Origin of the sequence: Priestia megaterium NBRC 15308 = ATCC 14581, assembly GCF_000832985.1 — a bacterium.
Taxonomy (GTDB): Bacteria; Bacillota; Bacilli; order Bacillales; family Bacillaceae_H; genus Priestia; species Priestia megaterium.
The window spans coordinates 3,432,723-3,455,719 of sequence record NZ_CP009920.1 but is presented as its reverse complement, the minus strand read 5'-3'; the positions used below and the strand labels follow the sequence as shown (position 1 = coordinate 3,455,719).

The 22,997-nt window shown below is 38.6% G+C and carries 21 protein-coding genes and 2 riboswitches; of the genes, 5 read left to right on the top strand and 16 right to left on the bottom strand.

Annotated elements, in window-relative coordinates; genetic code table 11:
- Positions 1-5: 5 nt before the first annotated feature.
- The 7 genes from ptsG to BG04_RS17930 form a co-directional block, all read right to left on the bottom strand.
- Complete coding sequence (ptsG, locus tag BG04_RS17965) at positions 6-2,060, bottom strand: glucose-specific PTS transporter subunit IIBC (RefSeq protein WP_013056010.1); 2,055 nt, start codon at positions 2,058-2,060, stop codon at positions 6-8.
- Positions 2,061-2,331: 271 nt separating this feature from the next.
- Entirely contained in the window at positions 2,332-3,180 is an 849-nt protein-coding gene (glcT, locus tag BG04_RS17960; RefSeq protein WP_034653500.1) for a glucose PTS transporter transcription antiterminator GlcT, read from the bottom strand.
- Between the two features lie 131 nt (positions 3,181-3,311).
- Complete coding sequence (locus BG04_RS17955) at positions 3,312-4,184, bottom strand: hypothetical protein (RefSeq protein WP_034653504.1); 873 nt, start codon at positions 4,182-4,184, stop codon at positions 3,312-3,314.
- A 442-nt stretch (positions 4,185-4,626) separates the two neighbouring features.
- Complete coding sequence (gene ribH / locus BG04_RS17950; RefSeq protein ID WP_013056007.1) at positions 4,627-5,097, bottom strand: 6,7-dimethyl-8-ribityllumazine synthase; 471 nt, start codon at positions 5,095-5,097, stop codon at positions 4,627-4,629.
- 91 nt (positions 5,098-5,188) lie between these two features.
- Positions 5,189-6,382: a bifunctional 3,4-dihydroxy-2-butanone-4-phosphate synthase/GTP cyclohydrolase II gene (locus tag BG04_RS17945; protein WP_034655260.1), complete on the bottom strand. Its 1,194-nt coding sequence runs from the start codon at positions 6,380-6,382 to the stop codon at positions 5,189-5,191.
- A 16-nt stretch (positions 6,383-6,398) separates the two neighbouring features.
- On the bottom strand, positions 6,399-7,058 hold the full coding sequence (gene ribE, locus BG04_RS17940) for a riboflavin synthase (RefSeq protein WP_013056005.1): 660 nt from the start codon (positions 7,056-7,058) through the stop codon (positions 6,399-6,401).
- A gap of 279 nt (positions 7,059-7,337) precedes the next feature.
- Positions 7,338-7,488, bottom strand: a riboswitch (FMN riboswitch).
- A 110-nt stretch (positions 7,489-7,598) separates the two neighbouring features.
- Complete coding sequence (locus BG04_RS17930) at positions 7,599-8,633, bottom strand: YkvI family membrane protein (RefSeq protein ID WP_230586580.1); 1,035 nt, start codon at positions 8,631-8,633, stop codon at positions 7,599-7,601.
- 338 nt (positions 8,634-8,971) lie between these two features.
- Positions 8,972-9,078, top strand: a riboswitch (SAM riboswitch).
- A 107-nt stretch (positions 9,079-9,185) separates the two neighbouring features.
- Between BG04_RS17930 and BG04_RS17925 the strand changes: the two genes are divergently transcribed.
- From BG04_RS17925 to BG04_RS17915, 3 genes are all read left to right on the top strand, one after another.
- Positions 9,186-11,024 (top strand): bifunctional homocysteine S-methyltransferase/methylenetetrahydrofolate reductase, encoded by a 1,839-nt coding sequence (locus BG04_RS17925; protein WP_013082256.1) that lies wholly within the window; start codon positions 9,186-9,188, stop codon positions 11,022-11,024.
- Positions 11,025-14,468 (top strand): methionine synthase, encoded by a 3,444-nt coding sequence (gene metH / locus BG04_RS17920; RefSeq protein ID WP_016763407.1) that lies wholly within the window; start codon positions 11,025-11,027, stop codon positions 14,466-14,468.
- Positions 14,469-14,845: 377 nt separating this feature from the next.
- The gene (locus tag BG04_RS17915; protein ID WP_034653510.1) at positions 14,846-15,643 is read left to right on the top strand and encodes a Cof-type HAD-IIB family hydrolase; all 798 of its coding nucleotides are present in this window, start codon (positions 14,846-14,848) and stop codon (positions 15,641-15,643) included.
- A gap of 57 nt (positions 15,644-15,700) precedes the next feature.
- Here the strand turns inward: BG04_RS17915 and BG04_RS17910 are convergent, their stop codons facing one another.
- The 5 genes from BG04_RS17910 to BG04_RS17890 all read right to left on the bottom strand — a co-directional run bounded on the left by BG04_RS17910 (position 15,701) and on the right by BG04_RS17890 (position 18,788).
- On the bottom strand, positions 15,701-15,907 hold the full coding sequence (locus BG04_RS17910) for a hypothetical protein (protein ID WP_013055999.1): 207 nt from the start codon (positions 15,905-15,907) through the stop codon (positions 15,701-15,703).
- Between the two features lie 48 nt (positions 15,908-15,955).
- Positions 15,956-16,219 (bottom strand): hypothetical protein, encoded by a 264-nt coding sequence (locus tag BG04_RS17905; protein WP_013055998.1) that lies wholly within the window; start codon positions 16,217-16,219, stop codon positions 15,956-15,958.
- Positions 16,220-16,423: 204 nt separating this feature from the next.
- Positions 16,424-16,798, bottom strand: a complete 375-nt coding sequence (locus BG04_RS17900) for a hypothetical protein (RefSeq protein WP_016763404.1) — start codon at positions 16,796-16,798, stop codon at positions 16,424-16,426.
- A gap of 173 nt (positions 16,799-16,971) precedes the next feature.
- The gene (locus BG04_RS17895; RefSeq protein WP_034653512.1) at positions 16,972-18,270 is read right to left on the bottom strand and encodes an NCS2 family permease; all 1,299 of its coding nucleotides are present in this window, start codon (positions 18,268-18,270) and stop codon (positions 16,972-16,974) included.
- A gap of 230 nt (positions 18,271-18,500) precedes the next feature.
- Positions 18,501-18,788, bottom strand: coding sequence for a hypothetical protein (locus tag BG04_RS17890; RefSeq protein ID WP_013055995.1), 288 nt, complete (start codon positions 18,786-18,788; stop codon positions 18,501-18,503).
- Positions 18,789-19,470: 682 nt separating this feature from the next.
- Here BG04_RS17890 and BG04_RS17885 point away from each other — a divergent pair.
- Positions 19,471-19,830, top strand: a complete 360-nt coding sequence (locus tag BG04_RS17885; RefSeq protein ID WP_016763402.1) for a YueI family protein — start codon at positions 19,471-19,473, stop codon at positions 19,828-19,830.
- Positions 19,831-19,855: 25 nt separating this feature from the next.
- On the opposite strand, the gene BG04_RS17880 is transcribed toward BG04_RS17885, so the two are convergent.
- The 4 genes from BG04_RS17880 to BG04_RS17865 all read right to left on the bottom strand — a co-directional run bounded on the left by BG04_RS17880 (position 19,856) and on the right by BG04_RS17865 (position 22,413).
- The gene (locus BG04_RS17880) at positions 19,856-20,569 is read right to left on the bottom strand and encodes a cell wall hydrolase (RefSeq protein WP_034653514.1); all 714 of its coding nucleotides are present in this window, start codon (positions 20,567-20,569) and stop codon (positions 19,856-19,858) included.
- Positions 20,570-20,881: 312 nt separating this feature from the next.
- Positions 20,882-21,208, bottom strand: coding sequence for a hypothetical protein (locus BG04_RS17875; protein ID WP_013082248.1), 327 nt, complete (start codon positions 21,206-21,208; stop codon positions 20,882-20,884).
- A gap of 147 nt (positions 21,209-21,355) precedes the next feature.
- A complete protein-coding gene (locus BG04_RS17870; RefSeq protein WP_013055990.1) occupies positions 21,356-21,550 on the bottom strand; it encodes a hypothetical protein in 195 nt (64 codons plus the stop codon).
- A 17-nt stretch (positions 21,551-21,567) separates the two neighbouring features.
- Positions 21,568-22,413 carry a patatin-like phospholipase family protein gene (locus BG04_RS17865; RefSeq protein ID WP_013055989.1) on the bottom strand — a complete coding sequence of 282 codons (846 nt, stop codon included), beginning with the start codon at positions 22,411-22,413 and terminating at the stop codon, positions 21,568-21,570.
- A gap of 307 nt (positions 22,414-22,720) precedes the next feature.
- Between BG04_RS17865 and BG04_RS17860 the strand changes: the two genes are divergently transcribed.
- Positions 22,721-22,906 (top strand): YkvS family protein, encoded by a 186-nt coding sequence (locus BG04_RS17860; RefSeq protein ID WP_034653516.1) that lies wholly within the window; start codon positions 22,721-22,723, stop codon positions 22,904-22,906.
- Positions 22,907-22,997: the final 91 nt, after the last annotated feature.

The following is a 22,997-nucleotide window of genomic DNA, read 5'->3' as shown; positions in this document are numbered from 1 at the left end:
CCTTTTTACTTTGAAATGTTAATAATATTTGCTTCTTGTTGAGAAACTTGGCCCTGCTTTAAGATATCAATTTTTTCATCAGCTTGTAAATTCGTGAAAATGATCGGCGTAATCGTCGATGGCGCATTTTCTTTTACAAAGTCTAAATCAATTTTCAATAGAGGCTGTCCTTTTTTCACTTCATCGCCTTGGGCAACTAAAGCTTCAAAACCTTCGCCTTTTAAATTAACTGTATCAATACCAACGTGAATTAAAATTTCACGTCCAGTCGTTGATTCAATACCTAAAGCATGTTTCGTCGGGAATAAGTTTACTATTTTTCCGTCCACTGGTGCAACTACTGTGCCTGTTTTCGGAATAATCGCAAAACCGTCACCCATTAATTTTTGTGAAAATACCTGATCTGGTACTTCCGATAAAGGTACCAATTCTCCCTCAATCGGTGAAACAATATCATTACCATTATCGCTTCCTACTTCAGATGTTGCAACAGGTTTTTCAATTGTTTTTGTCTCTTCTTTTGTGACAACCGGTGTTTTGCCATTCATAATGTCTTGAATTTGACCTTTTAACGTGTCAGATTTCGGACCGAAAATAGCTTGAATATTGTTACCAACTTCAAGAACACCAGCTGCTCCAAGTTTTTTCAAGCGGTTTTTATCAACATTACCTACGTCATCTACTGATACACGCAAACGCGTAATACAAGCATCTAAATGTGTAATGTTTTCTTTACCGCCAAGTGCAGCTAAAACATTTGTTGGAAGCTCTGCTGCTTCTACTTTTACATCTTCTTCTCCTTCTTCTTTATCTTCACGACCCGGTGTTTTCAAGTTAAATTTACGGATTGCAAAGCGGAAACCGAAGTAGTAAATAACTGCTAGAACTAAGCCTACTGGAATAACTAGCCACCATGCTGTACGGTTTTGCATAACTCCAAATAGAACGTAATCGATAACCCCACCTGAGAATGTCATACCGATTTTAACATTTAATAATTGCATAACCATAAATGATAAACCAGCAAATACTGCGTGAATTGCAAATAGTACTGGTGCTACGAATAAGAATGAGAACTCAAGCGGCTCTGTAATACCCGTTAAGAAAGATGTTAAAGCAGCTGAACCCATGATACCAGCTACATATTTTTTGTTTTCAGGACGAGCTTCGTGATAAATTGCAAGAGCTGCTGCTGGTAATCCGAACATCATGAACGGGAATTTACCAACTTGGAATGTTCCTGCTGTTAAAGGCACGCCATCTGCTAATTGAGCAAAGAAAATCTTTTGGTCACCGTGAATATGTTGACCTGCTTTATTAACGTAATCACCAAATTCAAACCAGAACGGAGAGTAGAATATGTGATGAAGTCCAAATGGAATTAATGAACGTTCAATCAATCCAAATACAAAAGCTGATAAGGTTGGGTTTGCATCAATCATGTTAGTAGAGAAAGCATTTAATCCGCTTTGAATTGGCGGCCAAATGAAAATCATAATAACACCTAAAACAATTGAAAATACCCCAGTAATGATTGGTACAAATCGTTTTCCCGCAAAGAACCCTAAATAAGATGGTAATTCAATATTGAAATAACGATTATACATGGATGAAGCTAAAATACCTACTATGATACCCCCGAATACACCTGTAGCTAACGTAGGAATTCCTAAGATGCTAGTGTAAGCTGGATTGGCACCCATTTTGTCAGGATCTAGTTGTCCTGTAGCAACTAAGATTGTGCTCATCGTTTTGTTCATAATTAAGTAGCCTACGATTGCAGCAATACCTGCTACACCGTCACCACCAGCTAAACCAACGGCAACACCAACGGCAAACAATAGCGACAAGTTGTCAAATACAATTTGACCCGCTTGTGACAAAACATTTGAAACCAATTGAACCCAGTCTGCACCAAGTGCCGGTACTGCATCCAACAATGTAGGGTTTTGAAGCGCTGTCCCTACTCCAAGTAAAATCCCTGCTGCCGGTAAAATCGCAACCGGTAACATAAGCGCTTTTCCGACTTTTTGTAATACTCCAAAAAGTTTTTTAAACATGGCGCTTACCTCCTTTTATATATTTAGTGTGCAACAAGCTATTTATTTGATACGTGAATCATTAACGCGCTTTCATAAAACGCTTTCTTTAACTGGAAAACTCCTTACATCTCCTAGTGTCCTGAAGCCTAAGCTTTAAATGATTGCGCTTTCTTATAACAAAAAAAGGCATGAGGAAAAAGAAACGATAAATGGATACACTCATCCAATTACACATCGCTTCATTTCTCACTCATGCCTGATCGTATCAGTAACACGTATTGAAATGATTTTATAAATCCGTTTTTGTTATAAGTCGCTGCAGATGCATCGTTAAGTAAACTGCTTCTGCTTCATACACAGGTAAATGTAACGCTTGCTGCATTACTTTTATCACTTTCCAAGACACATTGTAACACAGGGGATATTCTTCTTTCAATAGCAAAGCAATTTTTTTTGGCTCTTCTATTTTTTCTCCTGTTTTTACTCGATCAATCGCAAAATGCAAATGACGAATCAATCTCATATAGTGCACAGATTCTTTGTCTACCTGCAGATGAAGCGATTCTTCAATCACATTAATAATCGTTTGAATAAGCTGCGAGTCTTGATTCACTTCCAGCAGGTTTTTTTCAGTCAGCGCACTGTGGATATGAAGCGCAATAAAACCAATCTCTCCTACTGGAAGCTGCACGCCTATTTTGCGACTAATAATTTCTACCACTTCAGATGCGATCGTATATTCCTCTGGATATAAAGCTTTGGTTTCAAGTAAAAATGGATTTTTAAGCCCCATTCCCTGCTGAAAACGTTTTATCGCAAACGCGATATGGTCCGTCAATGAAATGTGTATATGCTCATTCAAAGGAATGTTAACACGCTTTTGAATGTGCATTACAATATCATTCATCATTTCAATCACGTCTTCATCCACTTGCGCTAAAAGCTGCTTGTACTGTTCTTGCTCTTCTTCACTCTTTAACAAAAACATTTTCTCCACGGCTTTTGCATCGATTTCATCGCCTTTTTTCTTATTGAACCCTATTCCTTTCCCAATTAGCACAACTTCATCATAGGTAAGGTGTTTAGCAATTAATACATTATTATTAAGTACCTTTTCTACAAAAAAGGACTCTTTCACGAATCCTTCACTCCCCTGTTTCGGCTTTCTATTATTTGCTTTCCTATCTTACAAATAATACGCATAACCGTCAATTCATTTTTCTTTGTTTCAAATATTATTGAACTAAACTATTTGAGTTACGTATTATCTTAGTAGTTCTTCGCTGGAAACGCAACGTCTTTTTTGCTCGTCCCATAACAATTTTTCATAATAAAGTTTTGAAGCATAACGCTCAGAATGAATACACCCGCTTGTAAAAGCGTAAAAAGAACAAGTGAAGTGGTAACAGATACCAGCAACACCCCATAGTGAATCAGCAAAATATCTACTATACGCAGCCCCGCTATAATCATCCCAGCCCCAATAAAAAATTCTTTGGCTACACTCCAAACGAGGAGAATCGTAACAATACAAACGTAAATCATCGTGGCATTTACGGAATCATGAGTAGCCGACGCAAACCATCCCGTATAAAACCAATTATTATGAAAATATGCTAACAGCATAAACATAATAGTAGAAGTAATGGCGAGCATTCCGAGAAAAAATGTAGCGTAATGCACAAATGTCATATACCGTTCTGTTAGCCATACATACCAAATCTTTGAAATACTAAAGCCTATAGTCATTAAAGCGCCTGTATAAACTGTTTTCCACCAGTGATGTGTATAAATATCCCAGTGTAAAAATAATTCTTCAATCCCCATAAACATAGCTGAAATGATTAAAATATAGCGAAATTTCAATTGATAAGCAGCTACCACCATAGCCATGATTGGAAAAGCAAACGCTTGAGAAGTTAAGGATCCGAACAAATTATCAAAATATTCATGGGTCATAAAATCAGGATCGTAATCGTAACTTTCAAACACCACAAATACAACATACTCTAGTACATAAGCCATTCCAATGATAAAAAAGAGCAAAACGACTAGCTTTTTATCTTTTTTACGTATGAATACTGTAAGCAAAACGGCTGTGCTGATAATAATCAATGCAAAAAAAGCAGTATAATGAGGCATAGACGTCTCCCTTTTACGACCTAATTATTACTTAGAGTAAGACGTTTTAGCTAAATTATACATAGCTAGCTTCTATTCAAAAAAGCTTGAGATATAACTACATCAATCCAATCTAAAGGCGAACAAACGGGATACATGAGACAGTATAGATCGCTTTCTACACTGCAGTTGATTTCCGTGCAAGACTTCGCTTTCCGCGGGCGGCCGCTGAGCCTCCTCGTCGCTTACGCTTCTGGGGGGTCACACTTCTCCCGCTTTTCCCGCAGGAGTCTTCGCCTGACCTTTTAATCTACAGGTAGAAGCCACTACATACCTGAAACCTGCGTTCACCCTACCAATAAAAAAATCCGAACGATTCATCGTTCGGATCTTCCTTCAACTAACATACTTTTGTTTCAGCCTCTTTTAACTCTTCAGCTTATAAAAACTGGAATGGTATCTATTATCCTTCAATCATTTTTGAAAGGTTAGCCATTTCGATAGCTGATGCTGCAGCTTCCCATCCTTTATTTCCTGCTTTTGTTCCTGCACGTTCAATTGCTTGCTCAATTGTTTCAGTTGTTAATACACCAAAGATAATTGGCACGCCTGTTTGTAAGCTTTGAGATGCAACGCCTTTTGCTACTTCATTACATACAAAATCAAAGTGTGGAGTAGCTCCTCGAATAACGGTTCCTAGCGTGATCACTGCATCATATTTTTTAGATTCAGCTAATTTTTTGGCGATTAATGGGATTTCATAAGCGCCCGGCACCCAAGCCACGTCTACATCTTCATCAGCTACGCCGTGACGTTTGAGTGCATCTTCTGCTCCACTAAGTAAACGGCCTGTAATAAATTCATTAAAACGCCCTACCACGATTCCGATTTTTAATCCTGTGCCTACTAAATTTCCTTCATATAAATGATTCATCTTTTGTTCCTCCTGCTAGTATTAATATATAGTTATTTACATTTCTTTTCATGAATTAGCTTCATTTGTTATAACGAAAAAAAGTGTAAAATTATAAATGTAATAAATGACCTAATTTTTTAGCTTTTGTATCTAAGTATTTTTTATTGGCATCCACTGCCGGCATTTGAAGAGGCACTCGCTCGATCACTTCAAGGTCGTAGCCTTTTAGCCCAGTAATTTTACGAGGGTTATTCGTTAAAAGCTTCATTTGTTTGACTCCAAGGTCTTTTAAGATTTGAGCACCGATTCCATACTCTCGTAAATCTGCAGCAAACCCGAGTTTTTCATTCGCTTCTACGGTATCGTATCCTTCTTCCTGCAGCTTATATGCTCTTAGCTTATTTAGTAAGCCAATACCTCTGCCCTCTTGACGCATATACAACAGAATGCCGCGTCCTTCTTCTTCAATTTGCGTAAGAGCTGCGTGAAGCTGAGGACCGCAGTCGCAGCGTTCAGAACCAAACACATCTCCAGTCAAACACTCAGAGTGAACGCGAACGAGAACGGGGCTATTATGATCAATATCACCTTTGATAAGAGCCACATGTTCTTTATTATCAAGTTTATTTGTATATCCTACAGCTTTAAACTCACCAAATGCCGTAGGTAAGCTCACTTCTACTTCACGGCTAATAAGCTGATCATGTTTGCGGCGGTAGGCAATCAAATCTTTTATTGTAATCATTTTTAAATCAAATTGCTCTGCAATTTTTGTTAAATCCGGTACACGTGCCATTGTTCCATCTTCATTCATAATTTCACAAATAACACCCGCAGGCTTTCCTCCTGCTAATACTGCTAAATCAACAGCAGCCTCTGTATGACCTGCACGCTGCAGAACGCCCCCGTCTTTTGCAATCAATGGGAAAATATGTCCTGGGCGTTGAAAATCACTTGCTACCGTCGCTTCATTTACAAGAGCCATAACGGTAGCAGAGCGTTCATATGCACTGATACCTGTTGTACTTGAAATATGATCAATACTTACTGTAAATGCTGTGCCATGTGCATCCGTATTGTTCGCTACCATCGGGTGAAGATTCAATTTATGCGCAATTTCTTCATTAACAGGTGTACAAATTAATCCTCTTCCATGAGTAGCCATAAAGTTAATAACCTCAGGCGTCGTTTTTTCGGCTAATGCAATAAAATCTCCTTCGTTTTCTCGATCTTCATCATCGCATACAATAACCACTTTTCCCTTTTTTAACTCTTCAATGGCTTCTTCTACTTTATGAAACATCTCTTTCACCTCACTGTTAATTTGTAAAACCATGCTGCTGCAATAAATCCTTCATGTTACCTGAACGATTCGAGGCGCCAGGAGTTGACTTATTTGTCATCATCTGATGCATATATTTAGCTAACATATCGCATTCAATATTCACCTTGTCTCCTCGCTGTTTGTCTCCAACGACTGTGTGAAGCACCGTGTGAGGAATAAGAGAAATAGTAAATGATTGGTTGCTGACATCAAAAATAGTAAGACTTGTTCCGTCTACGGAAACAGATCCTTTTAACATCATAAATTCACGAAGTTCAGGATCGACTTGAATTTCATAATAAAAGGCATTTCCTTTACGTGTTTTGCTTACAATGGTTCCAATTCCATCAACGTGTCCGCTAACGAAATGCCCTCCAAACCGGCCATTTGCAGCCATCGCCCGCTCTAAGTTAACACGTGATCCAACGGTTAGAAGCTGAAGGGTACTTGCTTTAATCGTCTCCGGCATGACATCGACCGTAAATTCATTTTGAGAGTAAGCCGTTACGGTTAAACAAACGCCGTTAACTGAAATACTGTCCCCTAAGTTCACATCTTCTAACACGGTCTTCGCATCAATCGTAAGAACAATTGCTTCTGTGGCCTTTTGAATACGTTTTATTTTTCCAATTTCTTCAATGATACCTGTGAACATTTTCTTCACCTGCTTTGGCGCTATTCCAATTTCTTATACCGTTTTGAAATAGCAGCTGCTTTTTTTTCATATTTATCTTTCCCCCAACCACTGAAAATAAAAAACCCCCTTGAACAAATGTCCAAGGGGTCGGCTGAGCTGAATCAGTTTTATCTATGCAAAATTCCGCTAATTGTATACGAAATAAACAGTTATATTTTGTGTACAAAAACAAGGGTAGCTTTAAAAAAGGCAAGCGTGCCCCTTATTAATTCAACACAAAAAAAACAACTGTGCTTCCTGATCCTTCTCCCATCCAGACTTTTACTGTCGGCTCTAGACTTTAACTAGATCCACCGCTAACATACATCGTATGAAAACGGGTCACGGGCTTAAAAGCATACGCTTTATCACCGCCGGTTGGGACTTACACCCGACCCCGAAGGATAATAATATATTCGACTGCTATAGTCTTATTTGTTTTACATTATAGCAAAGTAAAATCGACTTGTCACATCATTTAACTTCGTTTTTTCACATCTATTCTTTAAAATCCAGCTTTTAGCTTATTTTTTCTTTTTTAATACATAGCATCCATACAAAAGCTAGTCCAATATAGCCAAATATGGGATACAAAAATTCAAGAAGCTGGGCATATCCGAATTGCCCAATAATAAAGCAAGCCAAGATAATAAATGCAAAAGCTTGTTTGTCATTGAGGGGAAGAAATGACTGAAGCTGCTTAGCGATGCCAAATACATTTCCAATCAATGTAGTAAAAATCTCGCCCAACACAACTACCGTAAATAAAACATTCACCCACGCTGAGATATTTTTAACAACCGCACTCATCGGAATATCAAGTTGAAATGAATAAGGCAAATTGGAAAGGGCAAGATGAGTAGAAACAAGCATAAACGTAAGTACACATCCTCCTATTACGGCCCCTTTTTTAATCACGCTCCTATCTTTCACCGAGCTTCCTAATGGAACCAAAACGGCCTGAGCCAAAGCTAGATTCAGGGAAATATATAAAAAGGGACTAACCGCCCACTTCCACTGCGTGACGAGCGTTAAATCCGGCTTCGTTTGAATCAGTGAGAAATAGCTGATATTCGGCATAAAGATGATAAAAGCAAATGAAAGCATCATCGGCACAACAAGAGAATTAACCATTAAAATACCGTTAATTCCTTTTGCGATAAATATATAAGTTAAAACAATTGTAAAAATCATCCCAACAGGAGGCCACAGCCCGAACTGTTCTTTTCCTATTGCCCCCGTACTCGCTAGCATGACTGAAGTTACTCCAAATAAAATGACAATCATTACACCGTTTACCGCTTTTCCAAGCACATCACCAAATAAATATGTATTAAGCTGCTGATAAGAAGAAGCCCCAATTGCGTGCGAAAGCAGCATCATTTTTGAACCTAGCCAAATAAAAAACAAGCCGCTGACCAAAATTCCGACCATTCCAAGTTCCCCGTACTGTGTAAAAAATTGAACGATTTCCTTGCCTGTTGCAAAACCGGCTCCTACAACGGTGCCTACATACGTAGCAGCAACCTGCAGCGTGAGTTTCCACCTTTTCATGCCCATCACCCTTCTACCCTTCATAGTTCACTATATGTAGAAACGATAAAAAAAAGACGAGCCTTTTTACGTGGAAATCTACGCATATCCCAGCGCTTGTGCCTTTTCGTTTATTTTTTTCATTTTCTTTTTGTATTTCTCACAAAAAACTCCTTAACCCCTAACATAACAGTCATTTCCAAACAAAATATACGGATATTTCCCTTTAGCTTTTAAATTTTCCTCAATATTTGCTGGAAATTCACAATTTAATGTTGTATAATTTCTAAAAATCAGATAAATTATTAAATAAGTATTCTTTCTATTTAAAAAAATATGTTTCAATTATATACAATTGATTCTTATCATGAGAGGTGGAGGGACTGGCCCTTTGAAACCTCAGCAACCAGTCGTTAGAGACATGGTGCTAAATCCAGCAAGCAATTTATTGCTTGGAAGATAAGAAGGCGAAAAAAGTCTTCTTCTTAAGAAGACTTTTTCTATTTTATCGGCATATTGCATAAAACGAATCACTCGTGAAATAGAAGCGGAACAATTTAAGGAGGTTTTGACATGGGGTTACTTGAAGATTTAAAGTCTAAAATTTTAATTGGGGATGGTGCCACTGGTACCCTCCTTTACTCACACGGTATCGACAGCTGTTTTGAAGAACTAAACATCACCAAACCAGAAGAGGTTTCTCGTATTCACAGAGCCTATGTAGAAGCTGGTGCAAACGTTATTCAAACAAATACGTACGCTGCTAATTATCAAAAACTTGCCCGTTATGGATTAGAAGATTCAGTCAAAGACATCAATGTTGCTGGTGTAAAATTAGCGAAACAAGCTGCAAAAGATCAGGCTTACGTGGTTGGTACACTCGGCGGAATTCGTTCTTTCCAAAAAAACGCTATTAGTTTAGAAGAGGTTAAGCGAAGCATTCGTGAACAAATGTTTTGGCTTTTAAATGAAGGCGTGGATGGCCTTTTGTTTGAAACATACTATGACTTCGAAGAATTAAAAACCGTTCTTACACTGGCAAGAAAAGAAACGGATAAGCCTATTATTACCCACGTTTCCCTGCATGATATTGGCGTACTGCAAGATGGCCGTCCTTTAGCAGATGCATTAAAAGAATTAGAGGCGCTGGGAGCAGATGTTGTCGGGCTAAACTGCCGTTTAGGTCCTTATCATATGATTCAGTCTCTTGAAGAAGTACCGCTTCCTGATCGTGCTTTCTTATCTGCTTATCCTAATGCCAGCCTTCCGGCGTATGTGGAAGGAAAGCTGGAATATGAAACAAATGAAGACTACTTTGTAGAAAGCGCGCGTTTATTCCGCGAACAAGGGGTTCGCTTAATTGGAGGATGCTGTGGTACAACACCAGCTCACGTACGCGCAATGTCATCTGCCTTAAAAGACCTGCCTCCGATTACAAGCAAAGTCGTTAAAATGAGACCTGCCGTTACGGTTCAAGAGCGTGAGCAGCAGGATAAACCTCATATGCATGAAATTGTGAAGAAGCGCCGCTCGGTTATCGTCGAGCTAGATCCGCCTAAACAGCTTGGTCCCACGAAATTTTTAGAAGGCGCAAAAGCACTTGATAAAGTCGGCGTAGATGCTATTACATTAGCTGATAATTCTCTTGCCTCACCTCGCATCAGCAACTTGGCAATGGCAACACTGATGCAGCAAGAAACAAAAGCACGACCGCTTATTCACATTACCTGTCGCGACCGAAATTTAATTGGACTTCAATCTCATTTAATGGGACTTCATACGCTAGGAATGAATCAAGTACTTGCAATTACCGGTGATCCGTCAAAAGTTGGCGATTTCCCTGGCGCCACTTCGGTCTACGATTTATCTTCATTTGACTTGATTAGTTTAATCGCTCAGTTTAATGAAGGACTATCTTATTCCGGCAAACCACTTGGTCAAAAAACCAATTTTTCCATTGCAGCTGCCTTTAACCCAAACGTGCGTCACTTAGACCGAGCCGTTCAGCGTTTGGAAAAGAAAATCGACTGCGGGGCTCACTATTTCATTACTCAGCCTCTCTATTCAACTAAGCAAATTGAAGAGGTATATGAAGCAACCAAACATTTAACAACACCGGTATATATCGGTATCATGCCGTTAACAAGCGCAAGAAATGCTCGATTTATTCACCATGAAGTACCTGGAATTAAATTATCAGAAGATATTCTAGAACGCATGGATGCAACGGGAAATGACCGAATCCGCGGTGAAGTCGAAGGTCTTGCGATTGCAAAAAACTTAATTGATACAGCATATGAGTTATTTGACGGTATTTACTTAATTACGCCGTTTATGCGCTATGAAATGACCGAAATTCTAACACGCTATATTCATGACAAGCAACTTGTTACATCAGAAAGGAAGATATAAATGAGCTCACTTATCGAACAACAACTAAAGAAGCGAATACTCGTCATCGATGGAGCAATGGGAACGATGATTCAAGATGCTGATTTAACCGCTGAAGATTTTGGCGGCGAAGAATATGAAGGCTGCAACGAATATTTGACTCGAACAGCGCCTCATGTGATTCAGCGCATTCATGAAGAGTACTTTGCAGCAGGTGCTGACATCATTGAAACCAATACGTTTGGCTCAACATCTACCGTACTTGATGAATACGATTTAGGTCACTTGGCTTATGAATTGAATATCGAAGCTGTGAAGCTTGCTTGTGCAGCCCGCGATAAATATTCAACTCCCGAATGGCCTAGGTTCGTAGCTGGAGCTATCGGTCCTACCACTAAGACTCTCTCTGTTACCGGAGGTATTACATTCCCTGAGTTAGTAGAATCGTACGAAGAGCAAGCTCGAGGTTTGTTAGACGGCGGCGTTGACTTGCTTTTAGTCGAAACCTGTCAAGACATGCTGAACGTAAAAGCCGCATTTTTAGGCATTACAGCGGCGTTTGAAAAACTAAAAATCGAAGTTCCTATTATGATTTCAGGAACAATTGAGCCGATGGGAACAACTCTCGCTGGTCAAGATATCGAATCTTTTTACTTATCACTGGAACACATGAAGCCTCTTTCAGTCGGACTTAACTGCGCGACAGGCCCTGAATTTATGACGGATCATATTCGCTCTCTTTCAGACCTAGCCACTTCAGCAGTTAGCTGTTATCCAAACGCTGGACTTCCGGATGAAGAAGGCAATTATCATGAATCCCCTGAGCTGCTTGCTCAAAAAATTAAAGGGTTTGCTGATAAAGGCTGGCTGAACTTTGTAGGCGGATGCTGCGGTACAACGCCTGCTCATATTAAAGCACTGGCTGAAGCGGTAAAAGAGGTTGCGCCCCGTTCGCTTGATCGCTCCGAGCATAACCATGCTGTAACCGGTATTGAACCACTTGTATATGACGATTCTATGCGCCCTCTTTTTGTGGGAGAACGTACGAATGTAATCGGTTCTCGCAAGTTCAAGCGTCTGATTGCGGAAGGAAAAATTGAAGAAGCATCTGAAATTGCGCGTGCTCAAGTTAAAAATGGTGCTCACGTTATTGATATTTGCTTAGCGGATCCGGACCGTGAAGAAATGGAAGACATGGAGGAATTTATTCAAGAAGTTGTAAAAAAAGTGAAGGTTCCTCTTGTAATCGATTCAACCGACGAGAAAGTTATTGAAAAAGCTTTAACGTACTCACAAGGTAAGGTCATTATTAACTCCATTAACTTAGAAGACGGTGAAGAGCGTTTTGATGCAATCTTACCGCTAGTAAAAAAATTCGGTGCAGCTCTGGTTGTCGGTACAATCGATGAAACAGGCATGGCCGTTACTGCAGAACGAAAAGTAGAGATTGCTAAACGCTCACATGATCTGCTTGTTGAAAAACATGGCTTTAATCCAAAAGATATTATTTTTGACCCTCTTGTGTTTCCTGTAGGGACTGGTGATGAACAATATATTGGTTCTGCTGAAGAAACAGTTAAGGGAATTAAAATGATTAAAGAAGCCCTGCCTGATTGCCTGACCATTCTTGGCGTAAGTAACGTGTCATTCGGTCTTCCTCCAGTCGGACGTGAAGTACTAAATGCGGTTTACCTTTATCACTGTACGCAGGCTGGACTCGATTATGCCATTGTTAATACCGAAAAATTAGAGCGCTATGCTTCTATTCCAGAAGCTGAAATTGAGCTTGCTAATGCGTTATTATTTAACACAACTGATGAAACGTTAAGCACGTTTACCGACTTTTATCGTGATAAAAAGAAAGAAGCAAAAGTAGAAATTTCTACGTTAACACTCGAAGAACGATTGGCAATGTATATTGTCGAAGGTACAAAAGAAGGATTGCTTCCTGATTTAGAACAGGCTTTAGCTCAATATGATGATCCGTTAGATATTATTAACGGACCGCTTATGAAGGGGATGGCGGAAGTTGGACGTTTGTTTAATGACAACCAGCTGATTGTAGCAGAAGTGCTTCAAAGTGCGGAAGTTATGAAAGCATCCGTTGCCTTTTTAGAACCTCATATGGAAGCAACTGAAAATGATTCTGGAAAAGGCAAAGTTATTCTTGCAACGGTTAAAGGCGACGTGCACGATATCGGTAAAAACTTAGTAGACATCATTTTAAGCAACAATGGTTTTAAAGTAATTGATTTAGGAATTAAAGTAACGCCCCAGCAGCTGATTGAAGCAGTAAAAGAAGAAAAGCCAGACATCATTGGCCTGTCAGGTCTTCTAGTAAAGTCAGCTCAGCAAATGGTTTTGACTGCCCAGGATTTAACACAATCAAGCATTGATGTTCCAATTATGGTAGGAGGCGCTGCCCTTTCCCGTAAATTTACTGACTTTAAAATCGCCCCGGAATATGAAGGTGCGGTCCTCTACGCCAAAGATGCGATGGACGGATTAGCGTTAGCAAATAAGCTGCAGAACAAAGAAGAAGTTATTCAGCTTTTAGCAGATTTAAAAACGCGGCAAGAAAAGAAAGTAACGGTTCGAGAACGCCAGCCTCAAACCGCTCAAGCAGCTACCGCTGTTTTAGAAAGATCCGCCATTTCAACGGACGCTCCTGTTTTTGTACCGGCTGATTTAAAGCGGCACGTTGTCAAACACTACGATTTGGCACAGGTTCTTCCGTATATTAACTGGCAGATGCTTTTAGGCCATCACTTAGGACTAAAAGGAAAAGTGAATAAACTGCTTGCTGAAAAAGACGAGCGCGCTGTTCAATTAAAAGAAACCGTTGATGACTTGCTCGAACTGGCACTAAAAGAAAACTTAATTAAGCCAGCGGTTATTTATCAGTTCTTCCCTGCTCAAGCAGACGGAAATGATTTAATTATTTATGATCCTGCTGATGAAAAAACAGAAATTGAACGCTTTACCTTCCCTCGGCAAGCAAAAGGACAGTTCCTGTGCTTATCTGATTTTGCAAAACCTAAAGAAAAAGAGATGGACTATGTATGTTTCTTCTCTGTAACAGCAGGAACGGGCATTCGCGAACGCGCGGCGAAATTCAAAGAAAACGGCGAGTTTTTAAAGAGTCACGTGTTCCAAGCTCTTGCGCTTGAACTAGCTGAAGGATTAGCAGAACGTGTTCATCAGCAAATTCGTGACCGCTGGGGATTCCCTGATTCGCCTGACTTTACAATGGCGGAGCGTTTTTCAGCCAAATACCAAGGTCAGCGTTTTTCATTCGGATATCCTGCATGTCCAGACCTTGAAGACCAAGCAAAACTGTTTAAATTACTTAAACCTGAAGACATCGGCATTCAGTTAACAGACGGTTTCATGATGGAACCAGAAGCTTCTGTTACAGCCCTTGTTTTTGCACATCCTGAAGCGAAATATTTTAACGTATTGTAAAATATGGCCGCGGTCTTTTAGACCGTGGCTGTTTTTTTACAGTGAACAAACCTGAAAAAAAGGCTGCGACAAATGGATTTTAGCTGAAGAAAGATCCGAACGGTAAATCCAGATTCTTAATTGAGAATCAACTGCGTTCGGATTTTTTCATTGTGATGGTGAACTTGATTTCATGTAGCTGTTTCTAGCTGTTTGAAGGGCAAGGCGAAGACTCCTGCGGAAAAAATTGATGTAGTTATGTCTTAGTCTCTTTGAATTCACCGCCGGTTTGAGCTTTTTTTATGAGTTTCTTGGGAAACACTGATAGAATAAAAAATGTAATAAATTTGTAACGCTCTTATCACAGAAAATTTTTCAAGGAAAGGAATTTTCAAGCAATGATTAAATTATTTGTAAGCTACTTAGATGGCACTCTTTTACATGAAGAAAAATACGTAGAACAGCATAATGCAGACGCACTTAGTGAACTTCAGCGCCAAGGAGTAGAGGTTTGTCTTGCTTCTGGACGAATGGATACGGAAATTTTAAAGATTTCTACTGATATTAATAATACATTTCATCGCATTAGCCAAAACGGAGGATTTGTGTGGACCAAAGAAAATCAAGAACTTCATGGAAAAGTGTTTGAAGATGATTTAGCGGTTCAACTTTATAAAAAAACGATAGATCCTAACCGTATTACGCTTGTCTGTTCAAACGACACGAATTATGTAGAGCAGCGAAATGAAATTATTGAAGCGATTGAAACTCACATGTTTTTCCCTATCGAAGAACAAATTGAAATGACGGATTCATTTGGTCACGCTCTTTCTCCATCCAAAATCACGGTTCTTGGAGATCATGATGAAATGGTAGCTCTGCAAAAAGAAGTGAACGAAGAGTTTGGTGATTATATTGATACATATATTTCCGCCAAGCAGTGTTTGGATATTATGCCTAAACATATCAGCAAAGGAAATGCCATTGAAATTTTATTAAATCATCTTCAGCTAAAACCAGAGGAAATTGCATGTGTGGGGGATTCATTTAATGATATTCCTATGTTTCAATTAACGCCGAACAGTTTCGCTATGGCTACAGCTCCTGAAGCTGTGCAGCGCCACGCCTCTGCTGTTGTGTCATCTGTTAGTGAAGCAGCGGGTATTGTTTTAGAAAAAAATAAGCAAACCATCTAAAAAAAGCGGTCAACGTTTAAATTGACCGCTTTTATCTATTTAATAAGAAAACGGTAGTTATTTTTTCCGTAAAGAACGAAAAAATTCACCTAAGCTTTTTTGCTTTCCATCTGCATGCTCTCCGTGATTAACCAAGCTGCTGATTCTTTCTCGTCGAACAACAACCATAATAAGAGTGGCAAAAAAGATAATGGAAACGGCAATGACAACCAGTGCAAGAACGGATGCTACAATAGCTTCAGAAGTCGTTAGTGACGATAGCATCTGCCTCGTACACCTCCATTTCGTTTGTGGCGAAAAGGAGCCTAGCAATTAGAAATGCAAATAATCTTTTTTCTCAGCTTGATGCATGTTATTATACACCATTTTCATTTTAGAAGCTGTAGCTTTTAAAGACGTAGACGAATCCACATCTTCGGCTAACATAATGTTTACTAAGTCAACCACAGAACGAGACAACAACTCTACATTATTTTGCAACTCTAATTCGTCATAAGTCGTACGGTCTTGAAGACGAAGTCGAATAATTTCATTTGCTAGCTCCCTAACACGCACTAATTGTTGATGTTCTCCCATAGTATCTCCGCCGCAAGAAACTTATAATCAGCCCTTTTATTGGCTTTTATAAGAGCTAGAACTCCCTGCAGCTTATCCCTCCTTATAAAGATGCCTAGCACACCTTTATGTAAATCACACTTTCACCTTGTTTACATGTATATTCGCTATAGCTGGTTCTTTTTCCTTTTGAAATTAGCAGTCATCGTCAACGACCTTCTTCGTTTATCGTTCAGATTTCAAATTTTTAAGGATGTGACATACGAAAATTAAAACGCCAATAGCCGTAAGTGTTGCTCCTGCTGCCACTACGGGTGTAAAAGCTTGGTTTTCTAGTACGATCATGAAAAATAAACCAATCATCATGACCGGTAATCCTATATTATGCAACCATACGTGCAGTTTGGCTAATTTACTTTCGCTAAACGCAGGAAACAAATAATAAATAAGTCCCGCTAACGTAAGCGACGTCCATCCTAATAAATTGATGTGCACGTGAACAGGTGTCAAAGCGTAGCTGTGAACAATTGACATATAATACCCCAATATGATGCCAAGTCCAAAATAAACGGCTGATATTTTAATTAATTTAATTCCCATCATTTTCTCCCCCTTATATCCCCCTCCGACTTCTGTACTACTTTACGCAGGAAACGTCATTTTAGAAGCGAAAGTTAGCCAAAGGACACGAAATACGGAGTATGATATCTAAAAAGAGGATTCTTTACCGCAAATACAAAAAACAGCTGAGCAAAAGTACTCAGCTGTCTATTTTAAGCAATATAATGCAGCACAAAATTCAAGAAAAACAACAGCGCGCTTACATACATAAACATCGATACTTCACGCATTTTACCAAGGAATAATTTAAGCAGTGGATACGCAATGAACCCAAATGCAATTCCATCAGCAATGCTGTACGTAAGAGGAATAAGCGCAATAATTAAAAATGCAGGGAAACCTTCTGTTAAGTCCTGTAAATTGATGTTTTTGATATTTTGAATCATCAATGCTCCAATAACAATAAGAATAGGTGCAATAGCACTATCTGGAACGAGCTTAATAAATGGAATAAACAGAAGTGAACTTAAAAATAAAACTCCTGTAATCAGCGATGTTAAACCCGTTCGCCCTCCAGCTGCAATACCAGATGCTCCTTCTACAGAAGACACCGTTGGACTTGTTCCAAACACGCCGCTTAGCAAAGCTGAGGCGGCTGTTGCTTGAAAGGCCCGGGGAAATTTGCTACCTTGATTCATCATACCTAGCTGACCATGCAGCAAACCGATATTTTCAAAAATCAATACCATTGTTAATGAAAAGACAGCTGCCCAAAACGCAACGTCTCCAATAGCTCCAAAAGACAATGTACCAAAGCTGCTAAAGAAGTCGTTCACGCTCCCAGCGGACTGTCCTTTTTCTGCACCGCTCCTTACACCAAGTAAGAAGGCAAGGACTGATCCAGCAATCATGCTTAACAAAAAGTTACCTTTCACATTTCGGATAAACAGTACGATTGTGATAATTAACGTCAACAGCGTACTGATCACAAACGGATCTGACAAGTCTCCAAGTGCTACAAAAGTGTTTTCGCTTGGAACTACAAGCTTCCCTTTTTGCAAACCGATAAATGTTAAAAATAAGCCAACACCGACTGTTATCGCTTCTTTTAGCGAATGCGGAATCGAAGAGACAATTTTGGCAGACAGTCGTGAGAAAGCTAATGCTATAAAAAGAAAGCCGGATATTACTACTGCTAATAACCCTTCTTGCCAAGATAACCCCATGGATTGAACCATCGTATACGTAAACAATGCATTAATCCCCATACCTGGCACCAGAATAAGAGGCGCGTTTGCCCAAAAAGCCATAATAACACAGCCTACAAAAGCCGAAGCTACTGTTGCGAATATTCCTGCTTCAAGCGGAATACCAGCATCAGACAAAATGGTTGAATTAACAGCAATAATATACACGATGGAAAGAAATGAAATGACCCCAGCTAAGCTTTCTTTTCCAACAGTTGTTTGGTGGTCGTTTAAACGAAACAACTTTTCAAATAATGCGTTCAATCTAATTTCCTTCTTTTCATCTATCCCTCGCCCACCCAGTGACCAAAAATGCCACCGAAGTTATTATAGCAAAATCAACAATTGTTGCAAGGAAAACTTGTCTTCTTTAGCTTAAGCGTTCATTCCTTATTTAAAACTGTTATCATTTTCTAAACGTAACGTCTTGCATTCATTCTATATATATCTTGGACTGAACATAATAAAAGAGCGCTTTATCAGCGCTCATTGTTTTAATAATAATAAGGATAATATGGTGGGTACGGCGGATAATATGGTGCTGGATAACCGTAATAACCTGGACCTCCTAATGCACTTCCAAGAACTAATCCTCCAAGAAATGGAGCTCCAAAACCCCAACCCCAAGGGCGACCAAAGCCAAAGCCGAACCCCGGACGGCCGAAGCCAAAACCAGGACGACCGAAACCAAAACCTGGGCGACCGAAACCGAATCCTGGACGACCAAAGCCTCCAAAACCACCGAATGGTCTTCTTATGTCATTAATATCAAATTCTTGCATGATACATGCCTCCTCAAATTATATTTCATTCTCTTTATTACATATGTTATTCACCTACTTCTTGCATAGGCGATCGCCTCTTTTTTTGCGATTTCTTAAAAAATATTCCTTTTCTACCACCTCGTTAGGATTAAACAAGCGTAGAGACATATATTTTTTAAGGCTTTGAAACATACTACATGTAACTTATGTAAAATAAGAGAGATGCAACGAGGAATGGACCTTTACAATTTTCAGCATCTGCTGTCTGCTGCAATGAGGAATAAACATAATATGAACGCATAAAAAGAACGCTCAACAAAAATGTTGACCGTTCTTCTTATGAAAATACATAACGATTTTTTATTAATTTATCTGACCCTTTGCTTGACCGTATATGCCCTAAAGCTATATAATCCCCTTTTTATACAATGCGCTTTGAACATAAAATCATAGGAGCGTCTCCCCAAACGCTGCTATGTATGTATATCTGTAATCGCTTACAAACCTTTAATAAAAAACCGATATGATTTCCTATCTATTTACATTAAACAATATTTCAGGCTAAATTTCAACACATTTTTTGTTTTTCTTTGTACTCAGCAAAAAAACAGGTGATATAGCACAGTGATTTTCCTTTTTTCCTGTCCCTTTTACTTATAGCCATAATCGTTTATAGTTTATAACGAAAGGAAGTGACGCAATGTCTGATCAACTAGAAGAATACTTAGAACGAGGAATGTACGGAGCAAAGGAAACAAAAAGAGACGAAAGAAGATATTTCTTAACTGCTCTGCGTGAGAATATTGAACTTGCGCTAAAAAAAGGGCAAGTCATGAAAAAGGATGCAGCAAAAATAAAGCCTCTTTTAAAAAAATTGAAAGACGGTCATTTGTTTTTAAATGGCTCCTTGTCTTACTCATACCTCTCCCCCTATATTCAAGCGGCTAACCAACATAAAGTGCCTTTTACCATCGTTCAGAACTTAGAAGCTGATACCGATATTGGTCTGGTTTTAACAGGTTCTGAAGGCAGTTTGGAACGAGATATTTTTTTAGACTAAAAAAAAGAGCCAGAACGGCTCTTTTTTATTTGGCAAATACATGATGATCAATTGTTTTAATTACAGCACGTGAACGAATCCAGTTATCCGTAGCTGTTTTTGGATTATAAAAGTAAATGGAATCGTCTAAACGATCTTTTCTAGTCAATGCTTGCTCTACTGCTTTTTTCGAATCTTCTGAAGCAGGTTTGTTAATTGATCCGTTTTGGACCGGTGAAAAAGCGTATGCTTTTCCGACAACTTGTTTAATAACTCCTGTTACCGTATCTGGAAACTTCGGAGAATCTACACGGTTTAACACCACTGTTGCTACCCCTACTTTTCCTTCATAAGATTCGCCTTTTGCTTCAGCTTCTACTAAGCGAGCTAATAAATCTTTTTCACTTGCAGAGATTGAAACTGCAGGTGTTGCCTGCTCTGCGGGTTTGGCTTCTGGTTTTGGTTCTGGCTTAGCCGTATTAGCCGGTGCTGCCGTTGAAGGTTCCGTTGTTTCAGCAGCCAGCACTTTTGTCTTACTCGGAATCGCTAATGTTTCACCAATATAAATCATATCTCCTTGACGATTGTTTAATTTTTTAATATCGTCAATTGTTACACTATATCTTTTACCTAACTTCCAAAGACTATCGCCTTTGACTACTTTATAATTAGTTGCAGCCGTAGCTGTTGCATTAAAACCTATAAATGAAAGAGTAGCTAAACAAGCTACTACCATTGATTTCATATAACTATGTTTCATAGGTAATACCTCCTGAAATTTCGTATGGTATTACTCTATCATAGCTATATAGGGGTTTCACCGAACGATTCAATTACATTTCTTTAAGTTTGATGAACAAAATTACGTTCGGAACACAATTATGACATTGTACCTTGTTTTTTGTCATAATCACGGTAATTTTTCTAAAATGCAGGTATATTTTCCCGATTTATTTCAGTTTAATCAGAAATTTCTTCATTCGTTTTTCCCTTATAATTCTTATGATAAACATTTAAATTCATCTACTTTTACACAAAAAAGCTGAATGTTGTAATCAACATTCAGCTCTTTTTAATCTTCGATCTCAATTTCTACAACATCATAGAAATCAATCACTAGCTTAGCACCCGTATCATCCATAAACGTAAAGACGTCTTGATCATCTGATAAATGTATCACGTATCCGGTCAACTGCTGTTCACTGTTGTCGTAAACAGTAGTAATTAGAATTTTTTTATGATCTACATATGCTTCTTCTAATAACGAATGGAGGTCATAGTCCCCGTCATCTTCGGGCCGGTTCGTTAACAGCATCCCATAAGTCGTCATTCCATTTTTATCTTTCCATATATGATCTGCAAAATAAAAAGGTGCTGTACTTTTTCGAAACTCATCCATAATATCCCTCCTATAACTAAACACGTTTATTCGTTCTTACCGTACGTTACTAAATAAACGCACAAGCACTTGTAACAGTATATTCTCTACTGTACAGGCTCATACATTCATTATATAAGGCATAATCAAATAATGCCATCATTTCGTTTAGCTCCTAGGAATTTCTAGATACGTATAGGTAAAATCTCCACCGCGTCCAGCTATTCCACGAAAATGTTTGAAATCAGGGCGATTTACTAAAAAAGGGCGAAAAGCAAGAAAGTCTTCTTTTTTAACTTTAATTTCGGTTACTTTTCCTTCACTTAACTCATTCAACATGTTTATTGCTGTTTGTTCATCCATTCAGTTTCACCTCGCTTTTAACTGTTCAGCCAATTTTGCAGAGATGCAAATTGAGCTTCTGCTTCTTTATATCCTTGGTTGTAAAGAGCGTCGAGACGCTCACGATTCTTCTCAATTCTCCCTACTACAAGAGGGGTTTGCGGACGAATCACAAAGATATTCCCCTGTCTTTCCTGTTCTTCAATATATGACAATGTTTCATTATACAATTTATAGCGGTTCTCAAGCGCACGAGTCAGCCCATCATAATGACGATATTTGCGCTTCAATAACCAAAGCATATTTGATTTCTTTTTTCGATATCCTTCGTTTCGCGTTAGCACAACAATATTTTTTCTATATCCATCCTGCACTGCTTTTTTGATTGGAATCGGATCACTAATTCCTCCGTCTAACAGCTCTTTTCCTTTATATGTAACGACAGGTGCTAAAAATGGAAGGGAACTAGAAGCGCGAACCGCTGTCAAAATGTCCCGGTCATATTCATCAAAATAAACGGGTTCTCCCGTCACACAGTCCGTTGCTCCTACTACAAGCTTCTCTGTACGCTCAGCAAATGCCTCAAAGTCAAATGGAAGAAGCTGATTAGGAATTTCATCAAAAACGAAATCCATTCCAAATATCTCTTTTGTTTTAAAATAATTTTTCCACGACAAGTAGCGAGGATCCTCTAAAAAATCTAAATTAGCTTTGCGACTTCTTCCTATTTGTCTAGATAAATAAGAAGTGGCATGACAAGCGCCGGCTGAAACGCCAATTACATACGGAAGGTACAGATTTCTTTCCATAAAGTAATCTAAAACTCCAGTTGTATAAAGGCCTCTCATACCGCCTCCTTCGAGCACGAGTCCAGTATCTTTCAATTTCTACACCTTCTAATTCTTATAATTTATGACAAGATTATACCTCGTTTATTATAACGAAAGATGAACAAAGATGGAACTGTCCTGCTTCTCTCTTTCGTTAAAGCTATCAATTCCTTTTATTTCTCAGCACATTTTACTTGTTTTTTCAATTTTATTTTATATTTTTTCAAAAAACCCTTTACTAATTCCCAGTTTTAAGGCAAAATTGTAAAAAAGAAAACGCTAACTAGTTTTACTATTTTTAAAATTAAAATTATTGAAAAAATTTATAATGAACTAATTTAAAACAAAGGAGCGATGAATCATGAAAATAGCAGAGGTAGGAAACTTGATAGAATTTAAAAATGGCTTACAGGGCATTGTCGAAAAAGTAAATGAAAACTCCGTGATTGTAGATTTGACTTACATGAAAAACTACCGCGATTTAGACTTAGAACAGCGAACTGTTGTCAACCATAAAAACTACATCATCATTAATCCAGCTATGTAAAGGAAAAAAGCAGCCGGACAGCAAAAGCGGTTGCTTTTTTATTGATTTTGAAAGAATTGATTCTTTTGTTCTTCTGTAATAATCCCCAGCT